At 59.6% G+C, this 18,377-nt stretch carries 14 protein-coding genes; 9 read left to right on the top strand and 5 right to left on the bottom strand.

Annotated features, from left to right (window positions below; translation table 11 throughout):
* Positions 1 to 1,386: sensor domain-containing diguanylate cyclase (locus tag GXB81_RS14075; RefSeq protein ID WP_205989454.1), on the bottom strand; the 1,386-nt coding region annotated here is incomplete at its 3' end.
* Positions 1,387 to 1,850: 464 nt separating this feature from the next.
* On the opposite strand from GXB81_RS14075, the gene antA reads away from it, so the two are divergent.
* From antA to antC, 3 genes are read left to right on the top strand one after another with little or no spacing between them, the layout of a single operon-like run.
* On the top strand, positions 1,851 to 3,251 hold the full coding sequence (antA, locus tag GXB81_RS14070) for an anthranilate 1,2-dioxygenase large subunit (RefSeq protein ID WP_167042272.1): 1,401 nt from the start codon (positions 1,851 to 1,853) through the stop codon (positions 3,249 to 3,251).
* Complete coding sequence (gene antB, locus GXB81_RS14065; RefSeq protein ID WP_167042270.1) at positions 3,248 to 3,736, top strand: anthranilate 1,2-dioxygenase small subunit; 489 nt, start codon at positions 3,248 to 3,250, stop codon at positions 3,734 to 3,736. The genes antA and antB overlap by 4 nt, the downstream gene beginning before the upstream one ends.
* 14 nt (positions 3,737 to 3,750) lie before the next feature.
* The gene (gene antC, locus GXB81_RS14060) at positions 3,751 to 4,779 is read left to right on the top strand and encodes an anthranilate 1,2-dioxygenase electron transfer component AntC (protein ID WP_205989453.1); all 1,029 of its coding nucleotides are present in this window, start codon (positions 3,751 to 3,753) and stop codon (positions 4,777 to 4,779) included.
* A gap of 184 nt (positions 4,780 to 4,963) precedes the next feature.
* Here the strand turns inward: antC and GXB81_RS14055 are convergent, their stop codons facing one another.
* Positions 4,964 to 5,899, bottom strand: a complete 936-nt coding sequence (locus tag GXB81_RS14055; protein WP_240158937.1) for an AraC family transcriptional regulator — start codon at positions 5,897 to 5,899, stop codon at positions 4,964 to 4,966.
* Positions 5,900 to 6,514: 615 nt separating this feature from the next.
* Here GXB81_RS14055 and GXB81_RS14050 point away from each other — a divergent pair.
* From GXB81_RS14050 to GXB81_RS14030, 5 genes are all read left to right on the top strand, one after another.
* The gene (locus GXB81_RS14050; RefSeq protein ID WP_345889840.1) at positions 6,515 to 8,335 is read left to right on the top strand and encodes a methyl-accepting chemotaxis protein; all 1,821 of its coding nucleotides are present in this window, start codon (positions 6,515 to 6,517) and stop codon (positions 8,333 to 8,335) included.
* A 1,289-nt stretch (positions 8,336 to 9,624) separates the two neighbouring features.
* Positions 9,625 to 11,190 carry a recombinase family protein gene (locus GXB81_RS14045; RefSeq protein ID WP_346777794.1) on the top strand — a complete coding sequence of 522 codons (1,566 nt, stop codon included), beginning with the start codon at positions 9,625 to 9,627 and terminating at the stop codon, positions 11,188 to 11,190.
* Positions 11,187 to 12,089 (top strand): plasmid partitioning protein RepB C-terminal domain-containing protein, encoded by a 903-nt coding sequence (locus tag GXB81_RS14040; RefSeq protein WP_205989452.1) that lies wholly within the window; start codon positions 11,187 to 11,189, stop codon positions 12,087 to 12,089. The genes GXB81_RS14045 and GXB81_RS14040 overlap by 4 nt, the downstream gene beginning before the upstream one ends.
* A complete protein-coding gene (locus GXB81_RS14035) occupies positions 12,086 to 12,988 on the top strand; it encodes a plasmid partitioning protein RepB C-terminal domain-containing protein (protein ID WP_205989451.1) in 903 nt (300 codons plus the stop codon). The genes GXB81_RS14040 and GXB81_RS14035 overlap by 4 nt, the downstream gene beginning before the upstream one ends.
* A gap of 346 nt (positions 12,989 to 13,334) precedes the next feature.
* On the top strand, positions 13,335 to 13,526 hold the full coding sequence (locus GXB81_RS14030; protein WP_205989450.1) for a hypothetical protein: 192 nt from the start codon (positions 13,335 to 13,337) through the stop codon (positions 13,524 to 13,526).
* A gap of 606 nt (positions 13,527 to 14,132) precedes the next feature.
* Here GXB81_RS14030 and GXB81_RS14025 read toward each other — a convergent pair.
* Complete coding sequence (locus GXB81_RS14025) at positions 14,133 to 15,185, bottom strand: hypothetical protein (protein WP_205989449.1); 1,053 nt, start codon at positions 15,183 to 15,185, stop codon at positions 14,133 to 14,135.
* Between the two features lie 397 nt (positions 15,186 to 15,582).
* On the opposite strand from GXB81_RS14025, the gene GXB81_RS14020 reads away from it, so the two are divergent.
* The gene (locus GXB81_RS14020) at positions 15,583 to 16,179 is read left to right on the top strand and encodes a hypothetical protein (protein ID WP_205989448.1); all 597 of its coding nucleotides are present in this window, start codon (positions 15,583 to 15,585) and stop codon (positions 16,177 to 16,179) included.
* A 149-nt stretch (positions 16,180 to 16,328) separates the two neighbouring features.
* Here GXB81_RS14020 and GXB81_RS14015 read toward each other — a convergent pair whose 3' ends face one another.
* The gene (locus tag GXB81_RS14015) at positions 16,329 to 16,823 is read right to left on the bottom strand and encodes a hypothetical protein (protein ID WP_205989447.1); all 495 of its coding nucleotides are present in this window, start codon (positions 16,821 to 16,823) and stop codon (positions 16,329 to 16,331) included.
* 468 nt (positions 16,824 to 17,291) lie between these two features.
* Positions 17,292 to 17,537: an AbrB/MazE/SpoVT family DNA-binding domain-containing protein gene (locus GXB81_RS14010; RefSeq protein ID WP_205989446.1), complete on the bottom strand. Its 246-nt coding sequence runs from the start codon at positions 17,535 to 17,537 to the stop codon at positions 17,292 to 17,294.
* Positions 17,538 to 18,377: the final 840 nt, after the last annotated feature.

Genomic DNA, 18,377 nt, shown 5'->3' with positions numbered 1-18,377 from the left:
CGTCGCGAGCGCCGTGCCGTACGCGGTGGCCGCGCCGACGCTCACCGTCAGGACGTGGTGCACGCTCGCCACGTGGCGGCATTGCAGTGCCTGCACCGCCGCGCGAATCTGCTCGCCGATGCACCGCGCGCCGGCCGAGTCGGTGTCCGGCAGCAGCACGGCGAACTCTTCGCCGCCGTAGCGCGCGGCCGTGTCGCCGGGGCGCCGCACGTTTTGCGCGATGCAGCGCGCCACGCCGATCAACGCTTCGTCGCCGGCCGAATGGCCGTACAGGTCGTTGAAGTCCTTGAAGTTGTCGACGTCGATCAGCAGTAGCGAGAGCGGCCAGCCGTTGCGCTGCGCGCGGCGCCATTCCTCGCCCACGTGTTCCTCGAACGCGCGGCGGTTGTTCAGCCCGGTCAAGCCGTCGGTGCGCGCGAGTTCGCGCAGCTCTTCCTCGGCCGCGCGACGCAGGCGCAACTGGTACGCGAACAGGATCGCGAGCGCGATGATCGTTACGTCGAGCCCGGCGATCAGCGTGCCGATGATCCACGCGCGCCGCCGCCATTGGACGTAGATGTCGTTGGTCGACAGCGCGACGTCGAGAATCAGCGGATAGATGTCGATATGGCGGAACGCGTACCAGCGCTCGACGCCGTCGATCGCCGCCGTGCCGAAGAAGTCGCCGCTCGGCTGCTGGACGAAACGGGAATAGTTCGCGGTGCCGGTCAGGTTGATGCCGATCGTTTTCAGATCGTAAGGACGGCGCATCAGCATCGTGCCGTCGTTGAGCATCAGCGCCATCGAGCCGCTCGGCCCGAGCTTCATGCCATCGAACAGGCGGTGAAAATACGTGAGGCGCATGGTGCCGACCACCACGCCGCCGAAGCTGCCGTCCGGCTGCGTGATGCGCCGGCTCAGCGCGATGCGCAGGTCTTTATCGCTGACGCTACCTTCGGGGCCGAACGGATGGCTGATGAAGAGGCCGGCATCCGGCTTATCGCGATGCACCTTGAAGTAATCGCGGTCGGCGAAATTGCCCGGCTGCGGCTCGGTCGTACGCGAATCGAAGCGCACGTTGCCGCGGGCGTCGAGCACGAACACCGAGCCCATGTCCTTCGCGCTGATCGAGCCGTCGAACAGCACCATCTGGCGAATCGTCGGCGGCAGTTCGAGCACGCCCGGCTGTTCGAGTCCGTCGATCACCGCGCGCAGCGACAGGTCGTAGATCTCGAGATTGCGCGACACGTCGCGCTCGACCAGCAGCGAGACGTTGTCGACCGAGTCCTGCGCGCGCCGCAAGGCGTCGTCGCGCATCTGCGCGAGCAACCAGACGGCGATCGCGAGAATCGCACCCGCTAGCACGATGCTGATCGCAATCACGGCGTTCGGTCGGCGCGTCACCATTTGCTGTTCGTTTTAAACCTGCGCTCGACCACGCGCGTGAACGGTATTGGCCGCGTCCCGCGCGAATCTCCGGAGTACGCGTCCCCTGAACCGGTAGGGTAGCAGACGCGAGCGCCCGCCATGACGCGAAGACGCATGATTTTGCGAACTGGCGCCGGGGCCGGCCGTGGGCGGCAAGCGCGCCAAGCCACGCAAAGGCCGTGCAAGGCCGCGGCGGCCCGCCGTCGGGGGCTTCGGGCGACCGTCGGGCCGTTTTCGGGCCGTTTTCGGGCCGTTTTCCGGCGCTCGCCCCGCCACCTTCCAGCCGCCTGACTGAGCGCCTTCCGGGCCGCCCGCGCGCCTGTCCGGCCGCCGTCGAATTATCCGGATAGCGAATGCAAATTGGCCGGATAGTTCGCCTCGCCACTTGGGTATTCAATCGAGCCTGTCACGTTCAAACGATTGGACACAAGGAGAGAGACCTCATGAGCGAAAAGCGTAGCGCCAGCCAATGGCGCGAATTCGTTAGCGGCTGTCTGGACTTCCGCCCGGCGGAAGGCGTCTACCGGATTGCCCGCGAAATGTTCACGGAACCCGAGCTGTTCTCGCTCGAGATGGAGTACATCTTCGAGAAGGCCTGGATCTACGCGTGCCACGAAAGCGAAATTCCCAACAGGAACGACTTCCTGACGATGCGCGCGGGCCGCCAGCCGCTCATCATTTCGCGCGACGGCGCCGGCAACCTCAACGCGATGATCAACGCGTGCCAGCACCGCGGCGCCACGCTCACGCGCATGACGAAGGGCAACCAGTCGACCTTCACGTGCCCCTTCCACGCCTGGTGCTACAAGAACGACGGCCGCCTCGTGAAGGTGAAGGCACCCGGCGAATACTGCGACGACTTCGACAAGTCGGCGCGCGGCCTCAAGAAAGCGCGTATCGCGAGCTACAAGGGCTTCGTGTTCGTGAGCCTCGACGTCGACGGCACCGACACGCTCGAAGACTATCTCGGCGACGCGCGCCTCTTCTTCGACATGATGGTCGCGCAGTCGCCGACCGGCGAGCTCGAAGTGCTGCCCGGCAAGTCGACCTACACGTTCGACGGCAACTGGAAGCTGCAGAACGAAAACGGTCTCGACGGCTATCACGTGAGCACCGTGCACTACAACTACGTGGCGACCGTGCAGCATCGCATCGAATCGAATGCGAAGAACGGCGGCAGCGGCGAAAGCGCGAGCGGCACGCTCGACTACAGCAAGCTCGGCGCCGGCGACCACGAAACCGACGACGGCTGGTTCGCGTTCAAAAACGGCCATAGCGTGCTGTTCAGCGACATGCCGAACCCCGAAGTGCGCCCCGGCTACGCGAGCGTGATGCCGCGCCTCGTCGACGCCTACGGCCAGGGCAAGGCCGAATGGATGATGCACCGGCTGCGCAACCTGAACGTCTACCCGAGCCTCTTCTTCATGGACCAGATCAGCTCGCAGCTGCGCATCGTGCGGCCGCTCGCCTGGAACAAGACCGAGATCATCAGCCAGTGCATCGGCGTGAAGGGCGAGTCGGCGAAGGATCGCGAGAACCGCATCCGCCAGTTCGAAGACTTCTTCAACGTGTCCGGCATGGGCACGCCCGACGACCTCGTCGAATTCCGCGAGCAGCAGCGCGGCTTCCAGGCACGGCTCGAACGCTGGAGCGACATCTCGCGCGGCCATCACAAGTGGGCCAGCAGCGCGACCGCGAACACGACGCTGCTCGGCATCGCCCCGAACCTGACCGGCACCGAACTGACCCACGAAGGGCTCTACGTGAACCAGCACGGCACATGGCGCGACACGATCCTCAAGGGCCTCGACCAATCCATCGCATCGCAGGGAGAACAGGCATGAGCCAGCTCCAGCACGCCATCGAGCAGTTTCTGTATCTGAAAGCCGATCTGTGCGACCGGCAGCAATGGGACGACTACCTCGAACTATTCGATCCGCAGAGCGTGTTTCACGTGCCGCAGTGGGATTCGGAACACGTCTACACGACCGACCCGAAGCAGGGCATGTCGCTGATTTACTACTCGGACCGCTCCGGTCTCGAAGACCGCGTGTTCCGTCTGCGCACCGGCAAGTCGGCCGCGTCGACGCCGCTGCCGCGCACCATGCATCAGATCAGCAACGTGCGTCTGAGCGAGCGCGCGGATGCGGGCGTCGAGGCCAACGTGAACTGGTCGACGCTCTACACGCGCCACGGCTCGACCGACTACTTCTACGGCCGCGCGGTGTACGACCTGCGGCCGTCGGGCGATAGCTGGAAGATCACGCGCAAGCACGTGCTGCTGCTGAACGACCACATCAACGCGGTGCTGGACTTCTACCATCTGTAAGCGGGAGCACGACGATGAAACATAAAGTCGCATTGAGCTTTGCCGATGGCAAAACCGCGTTCTTCGACGTGAGCCCGAACGAGCTGCTGCTCGATGCGGCACTGCGCCACGGCGTGAACATTCCGCTCGATTGCCGCGAAGGCGTGTGCGGCACCTGCCAGGGCCGCTGCGAATCGGGCGACTACACGCTCGATTACGTCGACGAGGAAACGCTCAGCGAGGCCGACCTCGACGAGCGCAAGATCCTCTCGTGCCAGACGCGCGTAAAGTCGGACGCGTCGTTCTATTTCGACTTCGATTCGACGCTGTGCAAAGGCGCGGGCACGAGCACCGTGTCGGCGCGCGTAGTCGGCGTCGAACTCGTGTCGGCGACGACCGCGGTTCTGCGTCTCGATGCGAGCGCGCATGCGCGTCAGCTCGATTTTCTGCCGGGGCAATACGCGCGCGTGAAGGTGCCCGGCACCGAGGACTGGCGTTCGTACTCGTTCGCGAATCATCCGAATACGCGCAACGATTTGCAGTTCCTGATTCGCCTGCTGCCCGACGGCGTGATGAGCAACTACCTGCGCGAGCGCTGCAAGGTCGGCGACACGGTCGAATTCGAGGCACCGCTCGGCGCGTTCTATCTGCGTCAGATCGAGCGTCCGCTCGTGATGGTCGCGGGCGGCACGGGACTCTCCGCGTTCCTCGGCATGCTCGACGAGATTGCGGCGAAGCGCAATTGCGCGCATCCGGTGCATCTGTACTACGGCGTCACCAATGCGGCCGACCTGTGCGAAACCGGGCGCATCGACGGCTACAAGGCGAGCATCGAGGGCTTCGCGGTCGAAACGGTCGTGATGAATGCCGTGCCGGAATGGTCGGGCAAGACGGGGCTGATCCCCGAACATTTCGACCGTTCGTTCCTCGAAGCAAATGGCTTCGACATGTACGTGTGCGGCCCGCCGCCGATGGTCGAAGCGATCAAGACCTGGCTCGCCGAGCAAGGCATTCAGGACTACCGGCTGTACTACGAGAAGTTTGGCGAGAGCAACGCACGGTAAAGTGCGTGATGTGACGCGGGTTCTTCCGTCGCGCTCCCGCTGCGGCTCTGTTTGCAGTTGTGTTTGAGTGTGTGTTTCTTTTGCGTCCCGTTCCGTCGTCGCAAGGCGATCGGACGGGACGATTCCATTTGGCAAAACGCTGACGGCGAATGCGCGAGTGTCAGGCGAACTCGCGGCCGGCGAATCAGCCCCGCTTCACTGGCACGCGCGCCGCGCGCTTGAGCGTATCGGACGGCGACTCGCCGAACATCACCTTGTACTCGGTCGAAAAGCGGCCGAGATGCGACATCCCCCAACTCAGCGCAACCGATGAAATATTGCGCACCGAACGGTCTTCGAGAATATCGCGCCGCACCGATTCGAGCCGGTAGCGCTTCAGATAGGCAATCGGCGCACAGCCGAAATACTGCCGGAATCCGTCGAACAGCTTGAAGCGCGACACCCCCGAGGCGCGCTCGATCTCTTCGAGCGTGATCGGCTCGCGCGCGTTGTCGTGAATGAACTGGCGCGCCTTGATCAGGTAATGCGGCGGCGTCACGGCCGACGCATTGGCGAGTTGCGCCGAGTAGTTGTGCGGCTGCGACAGCAGCAGCCCCTTGAGCAGCGTCAGTTCGAATTCGCTCGACATATAGAGCTGCCCGAGCGCCCCCGCGCGTTCCATCTCGCCGGCGAGAAACTTGACCATGCGCCACCACGTGCCCTGCTCGCCGGCCGCCGCGTCCATGTCGGGCTGGAACACGAGCGGCGCGTCGAGCGGACGTTGCAGCATCGTCTGCAGCACCTGCTGAAGCGCGGCGCGCGGAATCGCGACATGCAGCTTGCGGCAATTGCCGGTGATGGCCAGGTCCTGCGACTCCTGCGGACTGACGATCAACCCGCAGTCCTGATCCGACAGCCATGTCTTGCCGTGCGCGGCCAGTTCCTGCTGCCCGACCATCGGCAGGCTCACGCTATAGCAGTTCAGCGGACTGTTCTCGCGCACCGCGACCGTGACGTCGGTGCCGTACTCGACAAAGCCGAGCGTCGTCGCCATCGACCGCAACACGGTGCCCGACTGGTGAAACCGCAGCCGCTCCGGCCGGCTGACCTGCAGACCGTGCGGACCGCAGATCGAAGCCATCCATTCGCGCGCGCCGTCCAGGTCGCTTAGCGCGGCGCGAATATCTCGACTGACGGAATCCGGTATTGATCGCATGGGTGGAAACGAACTAGCCGGCATTCGCGCAGCGACGGGTTCGTTCGTCGGGAGGCAACCACAAGCGCGCGAAACCGGGGAACGAGGGGTTTCAGCAAGACTACCTCAACCTCGGCCGATCGGCGTAAACGAACACAAACATTGTTCCTGGGCAAAAGAACACAAACAAACGCTGCACGGCGATGGAACCGGACGAAGCCCCCGCGCTCCTCGACTTCAACGCCCGCCCCGCTGCAATCAGATCGAAAGGTCGGGTTTTCATCATGCGCCTAAATAGAAGCAAGGCCGCACAATTTTCCACCTCCTTCAGCCATCGCGGGCAAGCGTGCGCAAAAAATTCCGATCTCTATCAAGTCCGGCGGCATCCGATCCGATAACCGGTAAATGGGATGCCCTCGCCGGTCAGCGCTCACGCGCAATGCCTGCCGGGGTATGACGTCAAGCCGTCGGGAAGTACGGCGTCCTCGTAGAAACGTTCCCATGTCCGGACCTGAGAGTCCATACGAATCGCTCGATGTTTCGTTATTGGAGAGAATAAAAGTGATCCTCAATCGCCTCACCATCAGAAGCAAGCTCATTGCCGGCTTCGGCATGCTTTCCTTGATCGTCGTCGCCGTCTCCGGGCTTTCGCTGAAAGCGCTAAGCGACTCGACCGATGGTTTCACCAACTACGTGCACGGCATCAATGCGCGCGCGGACATGGTCGTGCAGGTGCGAACGGCGATCGACCGGCGCGCGATCGCCGCGCGCAATCTCGTGCTCGTGACCAAACCCCAGGACGTCGAAATAGAAAAGGCCGACGTGATGCGCGCGCACGAAGACGTGCAGGCGCACCTGAAACAGTTGAACGAGATGATTGCGAACGCGACCGATACGTCGGAGAAGGCGCGCAGTCTCGTCGCCGAGATCAATCGCATCGAGGCGGCGTATGGTCCGGTCGCCACGCGCATCGTCAATCTCGCGCTCGCCGGCAAGCGCGACGACGCGGTCACCGACATCGACGACAACTGCCGCCCGCTGCTCGCCCAGTTGATCCGTGCGACCGATACCTATGCCGACTACACGCGGACCCGCCAGGAGCAGTTGATCAACGACTACGCCGAGCACTATCAGAATCAGCGCAATCTGCTGATCGCGATCTGCCTCGCCGCCATCGCGCTCGCGATCGTTTCGTGCTGGCTGATCTCGCGCGCGGTGACCGGACCGCTCGGCTTTGCGATCGACGTCGCACGCACGGTGTCGCAAGGCGATCTGCGCACGCGCATCAGCGCCGACGGCCACGACGAAACCAGCAAACTGCTCGGCGCGCTACGCGAGATGAACGAGCGGCTCACCATCATCGTCACGCGCGTGCGCGACAGCAGCACGAGCATTGCCGGCGCGGCACGCCAGATCGCGGCGGGCAACATGGACCTGAGCCAGCGCACCGAACAGCAGGCCGCCTCGCTGCAGGAAACGGCGTCGAGCATGGAGGAACTGACGTCGACGGTCAGACAGAACGCCGATAACGCGCAGCAGGGCAGCACGCTGGCGGCGAACGCGTCGTCGGTCGCGCAGAAAGGCAGCGTGGTGGTCGGCCAGGTCGTCGACACGATGCAGCAGATCAGCGATAGCTCGACGAAGATCGCGGACATCACCGGCATGATCGAAGGCATCGCGTTCCAGACGAATATCCTCGCGCTGAACGCGGCCGTCGAAGCGGCTCGCGCGGGCGAACAGGGACGCGGCTTCGCGGTGGTCGCGAGCGAAGTGCGCAGCCTCGCGCAACGCTCGTCGAGCGCGGCCAAGGAGATCAAGGATCTGATCGCGAACTCGGTGGACCGCATCCGCGACGGCTCGGCGCTCGCCAGCGAAGCGGGCAAGACGATGAGCGAAGTCACGCAGGCCGTCGCGCGCGTAACCGACATCATGGCGGAGATCGCGGCAGCATCGAGCGAACAGAGCCGCGGCATCGAGCAGGTGAATCTCGCGATCACGCAGATGGACAACGTCACGCAGCAGAACGCCGCGCTCGTGGAAGAAGCCGCGGCCGCATCGCGCTCGATGGAAGATCAGGGGCAGCAGTTGAGCGAAGCGGTGGCGTTTTTTCAGGTGGTGAATAGCGGCGGGATGGGGGCGGGTGCTGCGGCTCCGGTTTATGGGTCTGCGCATGCGTCCGGTCATGTGTCGGCTCATGCTCCGGCGTTGGCTCAGCGTAGCGCGATGCCGAGGCGGGAAGCGTTGGCGACAACGCAACGGGCCACGCGAGCGACGGGCGTGGCGCCGGTCGCGGCATTGGTGGGGGCGAATGGTGTGGGGAGTTCGGTTGGGGTGTCGGCGGTGTCTGTTGCGAGCGCTGATGACGGGTGGGATAAGTTCTGAGTGAGGTTTGCCGCGCGGTCTGCCTGAGGAGTTAGGGATCGGTGCGGCTCCGCGGCAACGCGTTGATAGGCGGTTGCCGATTTCCGTGTGTAGAAGTGCAAAAACCGGCGCGAGGCCGGTTTTTGCACTTAAGGAGGCGATGGAGAAAATGCCCCCGGCAGTCGACGGAACTCATGATTCCGGAATGGAAACAAAAACCCCGCGAGCCTTACGCTACGCGGGGTTTGCGGAATTCTACGTGAGACACGAAGCAATTTCTTGCACTCAGTTCGAACCTTCTTTTTGCACCCCAACTACGGTAGAACAGGGGATCGAACTAATTGAGGAAATACACCGGGGAACCAAGTTTCTGCACTTTATCGAGCCAAGCCAGATTTCGTTGCACTTTGTTCCTGAGAGTCATACTCCGGGTCGTCGGACGACTGGATTCGCGGAAGTGGCCCGCGATTATTGAAGCTGTTCACAAATGCGAGCGTGCATGCGGGCCTGCTGACGTGGGGCTCGTTAAAGTGCGTCTGGCATTCGTGTCGAGAACAGGGAAAATCTCCGTGGGTGGCTCGCGCAATTGCGTCCGGCAGAGCTTCTCGAGGCATCCTGCCGCGTGAAATCGCCCCAGATCTGCGCCAGCGCCGTCCATCACGGTCATCACGCGGAGCCTAGTCATGAAATCGGCTCGAACCTGCGCCGCCTGCGGAGCGGCGTTCACCCCTCTGCGGCACGTTCCCAATCAACGGTACTGCTCAGCCGAAGCCTGTCAGCGAGCTCGCCGACGCGCGTGGCAGCGTCAGCGCCTTCGCACGGATTCTGACTACCGCGACAACCAGGCCCGGGCACAGGCGGACTGGCTGGCCCGGCATCCAGACTATTGGCGCCAGTATCGTGCGACCCATCCAACGTATTGCGAGCGCAATCGCGTCATGCAGCGCAAACGGAATGCGCATCGGTTTTGCCAGCCAATTGCAAACATGAACGCGTTGCAGCCCTCGCGGCCACTCACGTCCGGGTTCTACATACTGCGCGACGCGGTAGAAGCCGGCATTGCAAAGATGAACGCGTGGACAGTGCACATCGCTGTGCTATCGGCGCCGAAGCTTGTCCCCACATAATTGCAAAGAGATGACCTGATCGACTTCGGTTTATTGCCTGCTACCTTCGTTCTGTACCCGCGCATTTGATCGTCGTGGCGCTGCGGAGAAACCATTTTCTGCCGGACCGCAGCGATCCCTCTGACCGACAGTGAACGCGAGCGGGGAACAAATGACGGCGTCAACGCTGGCTGGAGCAGGACCGTGGCACTCGATCACACAGACGACGCAGACAACGCACAGGCGCAACCGCTGCGCGCAGCCGAATACGTGCGCATGTCGACTGAACATCAGCAGTACTCGACCGAGAACCAGCGCGATCGGATTCGTGAGTATGCGGCCCGACGCGGACTTGAGCTCGTGCGCACCTATGCCGATGAAGGCAAAAGCGGCCTGCGGCTCGACGGTCGACAAGCCCTGCAGCAGTTGATTCACGACGTCGAAAATCATGTCGCGGATTTTCAGGTCATCCTGGTCTACGACGTCAGTCGCTGGGGACGTTTTCAAGACGCCGACGAAAGCGCCTACTACGAATACATCTGCAGGCGTGCCGGCATCCAGGTGGCCTATTGCGCCGAGCAATTCGAGAACGATGGATCGCCTGTATCGACGATAGTCAAGGGCGTCAAGCGAGCCATGGCCGGCGAGTACAGCCGTGAATTGTCGACGAAAGTGTTCGCAGGTCAGTGCCGACTAATCGAGCTTGGCTTCCGGCAGGGTGGCCCAGCTGGTTATGGAATGCGACGCGTGCTCGTTGATCAGCATGGCCTCATGAAGGGCGATTTGCAACGCGGAGAGCACAAGTCGCTACAGACGGATCGCGTCATTCTGATGCCGGGGCCGCAAAGTGAGATCCGGATCGTCAATCTCATTTATGACTGGTTTATCGACGAATCGTTGAATGAGTACGAGATCGCTGCGCGCCTAAACGGCATGCGCGTCCGTACCGACCTCGATCGTGAATGGACCCGCACAACTGTAAGGGAGGTGTTGACCAACGAGAAGTACATTGGCAATAACGTCTACAACCGCGTGTCATTCAAGCTTAAGAAGGCGCGGGTGGTCAATCCGCCTGAGATGTGGATCCGCAAGGACGGCGCATTTCAGTCGATTGTGCCGAGCGAAGCGTTTTACACTGCGCAGGGCATCATGCGGGCGCGCGCCCGGCGCTATTCATGCGAGGAACTGATCGAGCGCCTGAAAAACCTGTATCGTAGCCGTGGCTTTCTCTCCGGTGTCGTGATCGACGAAACAGAGGGAATGCCGTCTTCCTCCGTCTACGCGTATCGGTTTGGCAGCCTGATCCGAGCATACCAGACCGTAGGCTTCACGCCTGGCCGTGACTATCAGTATGTCGAGGCGAACCGGTTTCTGCGGCAGCTTCACCCGAAAATCGTCGCTGAAACTGAAAACAAGATCACGGACCTCGGTGGAGCTGTAACCCGAGATTCAGCCACAGACCTTCTCACCGTCAACAACGAGTTCACCGCCTGTATCGTCCTCTCCCGTTGTCAGGCTCACGGCGATGGTCGCAATCACTGGAAGGTGCGCTTCGATACCAGCCTACTGGCAGACATCACCGTAGCGGTTCGACTCGATCACGAAAATTCGGCGGCGCTCGATTATTACCTTCTGCCTCGCCTAGATTTCGGCCAACCCCGCATACAGCTGGCGGATCACAACCCGATCGAATTCGAAAGCTATCGCTTCGATACGCTGGATTACCTGTACGGAATGGCGCAGCGTGCTCGCCTGAGGAGAGCAGCATGATCCAGCATCAGTCGTCAGGTGAAGTCCGTATGATTCCCGTTGACCAGATCGAAGTCATCAATCCCCGTGACCGCAATAGCCGAGTCTTCGACGAGATCGTCGGCAATATAAAGATCATCGGCCTGAAGAAACCGATTCTTGTCACGCCGCGTGCGACCTCCAGCGGTATTGAGAAATATCTGCTTGTGTGTGGCGAAGGAAGGCTCAAAGCGTATCGCTCCCTTGGTGAATCAGCGATTCCTGCCCTCGTTGTGAATGTGAGCGATGAAGACGCGTTCATCATGAGTCTCACTGAGAACATCGCACGCCGGCAATGCCGGCCGCTGGAGCTGCTTGCCGGCATACGGCAGTTGCAGGAGCGCGGCTACGCGCCGAAGACGATCGCGGAGAAGACGGGGCTCACGCAACAGTACGTACAAGGAATACTGACGCTGCTGCATCACGGTGAGGAACGGCTCGTTATTGCTGTCGAAAAAGGGCAGATTCCACTGAATGCTGCTCTCACAATCGTCGGCGCCGGCGACAACGATGAGGCGATTCAGGGTGCTCTTCAGGAGGCGTACGAATCAGGAAAGCTTCGAGGCAGGCAGCTGATGGACGCACGTCGCGTGATCGAGCGACGAAAAACGCTTGGGCGCTTGGCCAATCGGAACATGTCGCGCAGTGTCACCTGTGTCACGACTTCGAGCCTCGTACGCACTTATCAACGCGAAGTGGAGCGGCAGAAGGCGATGGTCAGAAAGGCCGAATTTACGCAGCAGCGACTTCTCTTCGTGGTGGGAGGCCTCCGGCAACTTTTGGCCGACGAGAATTTCGTGAACCTCCTCCGCGCGGAAGGACTGAGCACGCTGCCTAAATATCTGGCTGAACGCGTCTGGCCCGGTGGGAGCGCAGCATGACAGGCGTGACGTTGGGCTTCATTCCCGAGCCGCTATCCGTTTCAGTCACCAACATACTGCCGTCGCGTCGAACGCCGACCGGCGTGGTCGAATCGCGGAAATTCAAACAGATCAGAGCCTCAATCCAGGAGGTCGGCCTCATCGAACCGCTTTCCGTGACCTCAGCCGATCAGACTTCAGGCCAGCATGTACTGCTCGACGGACATCTTCGCCTGATTGCGTTGCAGGACCTTGGACAGACCACGGCGAGCTGCCTCGTATCCACGGACGATGAAAGCTATACGTATAACAACAGGATCAACCGGCTTTCAACGATCCAGGAGCACTATATGATCCGGCGTGCGGTTGAGCGCGGTGTCTCACCGGAACGATTGGCAAAAGCCCTCGCAGTCGACGTGTCCCAGATCATTAAGCGAATGACACTTCTGGACGGCATATGTACGGAGGCAGCATCGCTTCTCGGTGACCGCCAGTTCTCGCCCGAGCTTGTGCGCGCCCTTCGAAAAATGAAACCGACGCGACAACTCGAATGCGTCGAACTGATGGTCGCAGCGAACAATGTCAGCGTGTCGTATGCAGAAGCGCTGCTCGTTGCAACACCGGCTTCGCGTCTCGTCGAAGGTAAAAAGCCCGCAAAACTGACGGGCGTGAGTCCAGAGCAGATGGCGAAGATGGAACGCGAGATGAGCAATCTGCAGGGTCAGTACAAGATCGTCGAGCAGACCTACGGGCAGGATGTCCTGAATCTCGTGCTGGCCAAGAGCTACCTCACCAAGCTTCTGGAAAACGAGCCCGTCCGTCAGTACCTGTTGCAGAATCAGGCGGATCTGCTGAAAGAATTTCAGGCTATCGTCGAAACGGTTTCCTTGGACCAGCCGCAGCTTGCCGTCGCCGCCTAAACCAGGCCAATGCAAACGTAATGATGGCGGCACTACTCCGTAGGTGGCGTATCATCTCTTCACCACCTTCGACGCGGGAAGGGTGATGAGGAATCGCTACGTAAGCCTGTCGAGTGCGCAGTCCGGCATCGAGCGACTGGTCACCAAGCTGACTGCCAAACGCAGCTTCGTTGTCTGCCGCGCGGGCAGGCCTGTTGTGAAGCTCGTACTTCCTGAACCACCTCGACGACAGGCGCGCCGCGTAGCTAACCCGCGGCGACGGAAAAGGCAACGGTAGGTCGCGTCATATTGGCCGTCAGTTCGAGCACATTTGCACGCTGGTGGGTATTGGCAAGAGGGAACCTGTATGAGCAAGACCCCAACAGGAAAGGATTCCGGCACTAGCGACAAATCATTGCCGACGGTTGTGGTCCGCCGAGGACGATCACGTGGCATGCCTGCTATCACGCCACAAATGAAGGAGCGCTTGCGTGCCGCAGCAAAGATCTCAAAACGAAAGACGTTTCCCGAACTGCCGGACTGGCGCATCAAGCCATAGCGAGAGGTGCAAGCGCAGGTTTTCATGTTGACTTGCACGGAGGCCTGATCAACGTGCGCCGCGACCCAGTCGAAAATATCTTCTCGGCGTCTAGGCTCCGAAAGCGGCATTGTGCCGATGAGGCAAAGATAAACGTCTCTGCCCTTGCCGACTGCCTGTCAGGCACTGGAGGCTCGCAAGGCGATGGCACAGCGTGCGCCGCTTAAGATCGCAGGCGTGCGAAGCTGCCGCGCGCATTTATAAATTCTGAGCCGTCCATTGTCTGCCTGACGAATGGCTTTCGCGTAGCGAGCGCGATGTCGCACGCCGAGCCGGTCGCGTCTCTCCTATAAGGCTTCGCGGGCTGCCAGGAATGCCTCAATCCTTTCGTAGCCAAGCGCCCAAGGTGTCCCTCGCGCGCGTACGCGGTCGCCCCCATGAGCTACCGATCAGGCTTTGAATAAGGCAACAGCACTTCCAGCGACACGGCACGCCGCTCGCGCATTGGGGGGGCACCGATCCTTCACATGCGAGATGAAAAAAGCAGAAGGCATTCGGAGCTTTCTGAACGCTTCGCTTTGGACGGTCCTTGCAGAACCGAAGGCGTGGCTCGTCCCTCCCTCGCACTCAGACGTTCCACGGCATGCTATGAAGAAACGTCTCTCGCTCCTCCTTAGAATGGAGAGGAACGTTTGCATAGATAGCGTGAGACATGTTGCTCAGAAACTCCCGAGCTTCTTCCTTGGATACACGACCAGGATCGAAACCGGCTGCACGCAGCTGTGCCTCCACGTCGCGCTTTGGACACCTATCCGAGAATAGCTTCGCGTTAATCTGTGCGGTGTTGAGCTCGACGGTCAAAGCGCTGAAGTCAAGTTCGATTAATTCCTGGAGTATTTTCTGTTTCTTTGACGGCTTCCAATCCCTAAACGTGAAGTTATATAGCGGCTTGAAATGCGAGATCAGAGCCGCTTCGGCTAGACTAATTCGGTTCCTTCGACTCGTCATAGCATTTTGCACAGATGAAAAATGGGCCGACTCTTCTTCATCTGTTGCTTCTGGTGTCAACGAGAAATCCCCAGCAGTACTGATGATATTTCTTTGATATTCACACTTAAACAGCAGCGTAAGAATTTCCTGGTCAGGACAGTACGCAAGCGTATCCGCTAGTATCCGTTGCAGCGTCGTATGCGCAACCAGCCGATGTATCGCATGGCGCTCCCCCTTTCCTCCCCAACTTTGTCCGATATACAGCACGTCAAGGTCCAGCTCTTTCGCAAGCGAATGGCTGCATTCGCCAATCCAGCGATATATCGGCATATCAAACTGCCCCCATTGCCCACCGATGTGTACCATTGTTCCACCGTCGCGAGCCAAGACGGCGGTCCCCTCCGGGAATCTTTTTTTGCTCGCGAACGGAGTTCTCTCATAGTCGAAACCGTTGTGCACCCTGAAATCTCCGTATATGTGACCGTCACTGATCCGCAGCGTCATAGGATCGCAGGTGATCCTCTGGCGCCTGACAATCGCATACAGGTTGCAGCCTTCGAGCAAAGCTTGAAGGTTCGGGTCTGTCTTTGACGTTTTCGCTAATTGATGTAAGTGGGATGGCGCCGTCACGGTGGCACCAGTCGAATAGAGATGCAGTCCGGCTTCTGCCAGGTATTTTCGTCTCGACATGGTCCTTAATGGGTGGGGTTCGAGCGCTCCAAACGGAGCAGCTCAAAAGAATGTTGGGCTAGTGAAGCAGGCGGCTTGGACGAGGGACACCTTGATGGCTCCGCCGTCGCACGGCGCGTTTCCCGCAGTGATTAACATTCTTACGGCCACTTTCGTATGATCTTTAGGGCCGAGCGCTAAAACGGTGCTCTATCAATAACGCGGCAGAACGACACCGGCTGCAGCTTCCCTCCGCGAAGGAAAGTGGGCGGCGCCAGAATGCGGTTCAGATCGTACTCAGCCGAGCCTGAAGCCACTGCGCCAACGTCGCAACACGCTGCCGACAGAGATCGGTACAGCCTGCTAAAGACTGCGCTGCAAATTGCCGATAACCCGTTATTCCACTCGGGGAAATCGCATGCAAGTTGGAAAACCCGGCCTATTGGCATTCGTCACATTTGCAGCTCTATCCGGATGTGCATCTTCGCCACCGCCGTCCGCTTACGTCGGAGGGCTTTTCTCGGCCCCATCAAACGATCCGGCCACCAAGCGCCTGAGTACTGCGTACAACGATCTGGTCCCGGCCGGACAAGCGAGTATCGTCACACCTGGCCTTTTCACGATTCGAGAATGCAACGCCGGTCGATGCGCAGAAGGTGTTGTCAAGCCGGTGATCGATTTGACGGTCGAAAAGATTGCGCAAGGCAAGGCGACCGTCCGGGCCTTCGTGCACGGCGACATTGGCAAAAGCCAAGTAATCAGGTCGCAAACCCCTGTATCGACCTCGGAGATCACTCAGACAGTTGACAACGGCGTACCGCTAATCGTTGACCAATTTTCGGTTGTCCGTGTAGTGACGGTCACTCTCGGTCAGATTCATCAAGTTCCGTTGCCGCACGATCTTCGTGCCCACATTTGCGTCTCCGTCCAAGGTGAGAACGGAATGCACGTTGGCTGCGATTTTTCTCGATTGCAAACAGATGAGAATTTCGAAGCTTCTACGCCGATGCTGTAGATCGTCGCAGAGCGGATGATAACGATCGAACAGTTGCCGACGAAAAATTCACCAACTGGAGCCCGTTACATTGATCAAAGATGTCGGTCTATCCGCAAGGCCACCTCTCAGTTTGCGTACGACGTGTGGCGACGCGCTCCCTGATAGCGTCAACGTCGAGATGGAAGACGGATGCGGCCTATCCCCGGTATCACATAACGCCCGGCGCTGAGACGAGAAAAAAGAGAAGCGACGTGCATTTTCGCGGCAATGCGCCAAGGAGCAGAGCCTCGCAAGACATAAATGCGGCCGGTCGCCAGTTGCACGCAGTAGCCATAAGACCAGTTTTCACTCGGAACGTCACGACCGACAACCAAGCTCAACACGCACATTGATCGGCCTTTTACCGGAACCGGGTAGTCGATCCACGCCCGCGTCTGATAGTCCCCCACGCGATCAATCCAGGTTACCACGCCGGTCGAGTCAAAGTATCCTACTGAAAGAACCTCCATGTCGTAGGAGCTATCGTTATTGATTCCCAACGCAATGCAGTTGAACTCCACCGGCGTTATCTCTAAGCGAACGCGATGAGCGTCCTTTCTGAAGGTAAAGTAAAGGGACAGGAGTGATATGCAAAGCGCAGCTGAAGAAAGAAAGATTGTCATGATCTGATTTGACAAGACCTACTATTTTGTCTTTTAGGGCCCTGACCGCTGCATCAACAGTAGTTACAACGGGCGGACTATCACCCTACAACCCGCGATTGGCGTCCATTCGCAACATCGCGGAGGGCACGACTGCCGAAGACAGTGACACGGAAACCCGATACCTCACATGCCGTCGCGATCGACATCTCGACCTAGCATGCCAAGTGGGCCGACACTATCAGAGAAGTATGCCGAACCGCCCCCAGAAATAAAAGCCGCAGACTAAAGCCATCTATTGCAATGAAGATGAATGGCCTTACAAGACGTCGCGCGGCATGAGTTGGCTCGTTTTGGACGGCGTTCCGACGTCGATCTTGCGCCGGCCGAGCTATCGTTTCACGTCAGTATTCTCGGTGCGCGCCACATAAAGCGCAGAGGTTCGCCTGTACGTGCGAAGTGGGCCCGCCACGCACACGCGGAGCCTGGTCATCGTGACGCCGACCCGCGCCTGCCGTTCATCAAATTCATATCCTCGACGGAAATCGGCCTAGCTGGCGCCGCGACGATGCCCTTGAGCGCTTTGATGCGCCGATTGGCAGGAATGAGCTCATAGCGCCCGGTTTCATCGTTCCGGACGAAGTCGATTCGGTCGCCAGCGGCAAGTCCGAGTTGGCTGCGGACTTGCCGAGGAATCGTAACCCGTCCTTTCATCCCCACAGTTGCGGATGCCATACCACCTCCAATAGTTGCGTTTATTACCATACGCTGTTTTTAGATAGGCGCTCATCTTGCGCCCGTGATCGGGCAAGAGTGCGTCAGCGATCAGCTCAGACACAAGTCAGCGCCAGAAAAGGCTCCGAATCGCTTCGTCGCTCAGTTCACCCGTTTGACCATTCACCTCCCTGCATACTTGCGGAACGTATTCGCTGCGGTCCTCTTTCACAAGCGCAAAAAAGCGAAGTTCAGCACTCTCACCTCACAAGACAATTAAAATTATCAACCGGGGTGATTTCAACTCCATCACTATAGTTTGAATCAGGCCCCTCACTGATTTAAATTAAAAAACGCTCAATAATCGACCAAACCCTTTACCATCAATGGTTCCGAGCCCTTCGACAAGTTCAAATCCAAAAAAGGTTGACGTGTTGCGCTCGGCCATAAATATCCGCTAGATTTGATACCTTCGCTCCCGCGAATAATGTAGCGGGCACCAAACACTCCTGAATGGAGGCGTCTATCGCGATAGCAAGTTAATCTGGCCCCATTTCGAGAGGCAGCCCCGATACGGGACGGCTGAGGGTTGCCGAAATGCAAACGGCCCACGCTCCTGGCAGAGCGCGGGCCGTTTTGGGAAAAATGCGTTGCCCTAGGTCGGGACAGCTCATTTATCCCGCGTTTTTTCCTGTCTGTCAACAGGAATCTCTTCGTTCGTCCGTTTCCTGCCGGATTTCCGTCCTGCAGCGGACTTCTTTTATCTTGCTGTCCCCAATGGCTCCTTTAACAGGTACCAGGGGACAGCTACGCCGGAGAAACGCAAATGAGCTGGTTTAGTCAAATCCGTCGCACCGAAAC

It is taken from the genome of Paraburkholderia sp. Ac-20336 (assembly GCF_017105025.1).
Classification (GTDB): domain Bacteria; phylum Pseudomonadota; class Gammaproteobacteria; order Burkholderiales; family Burkholderiaceae; genus Paraburkholderia.
The sequence above is the reverse complement of the archived record's forward strand: the minus strand, read 5'-3'. Positions and strand labels throughout refer to the sequence as shown.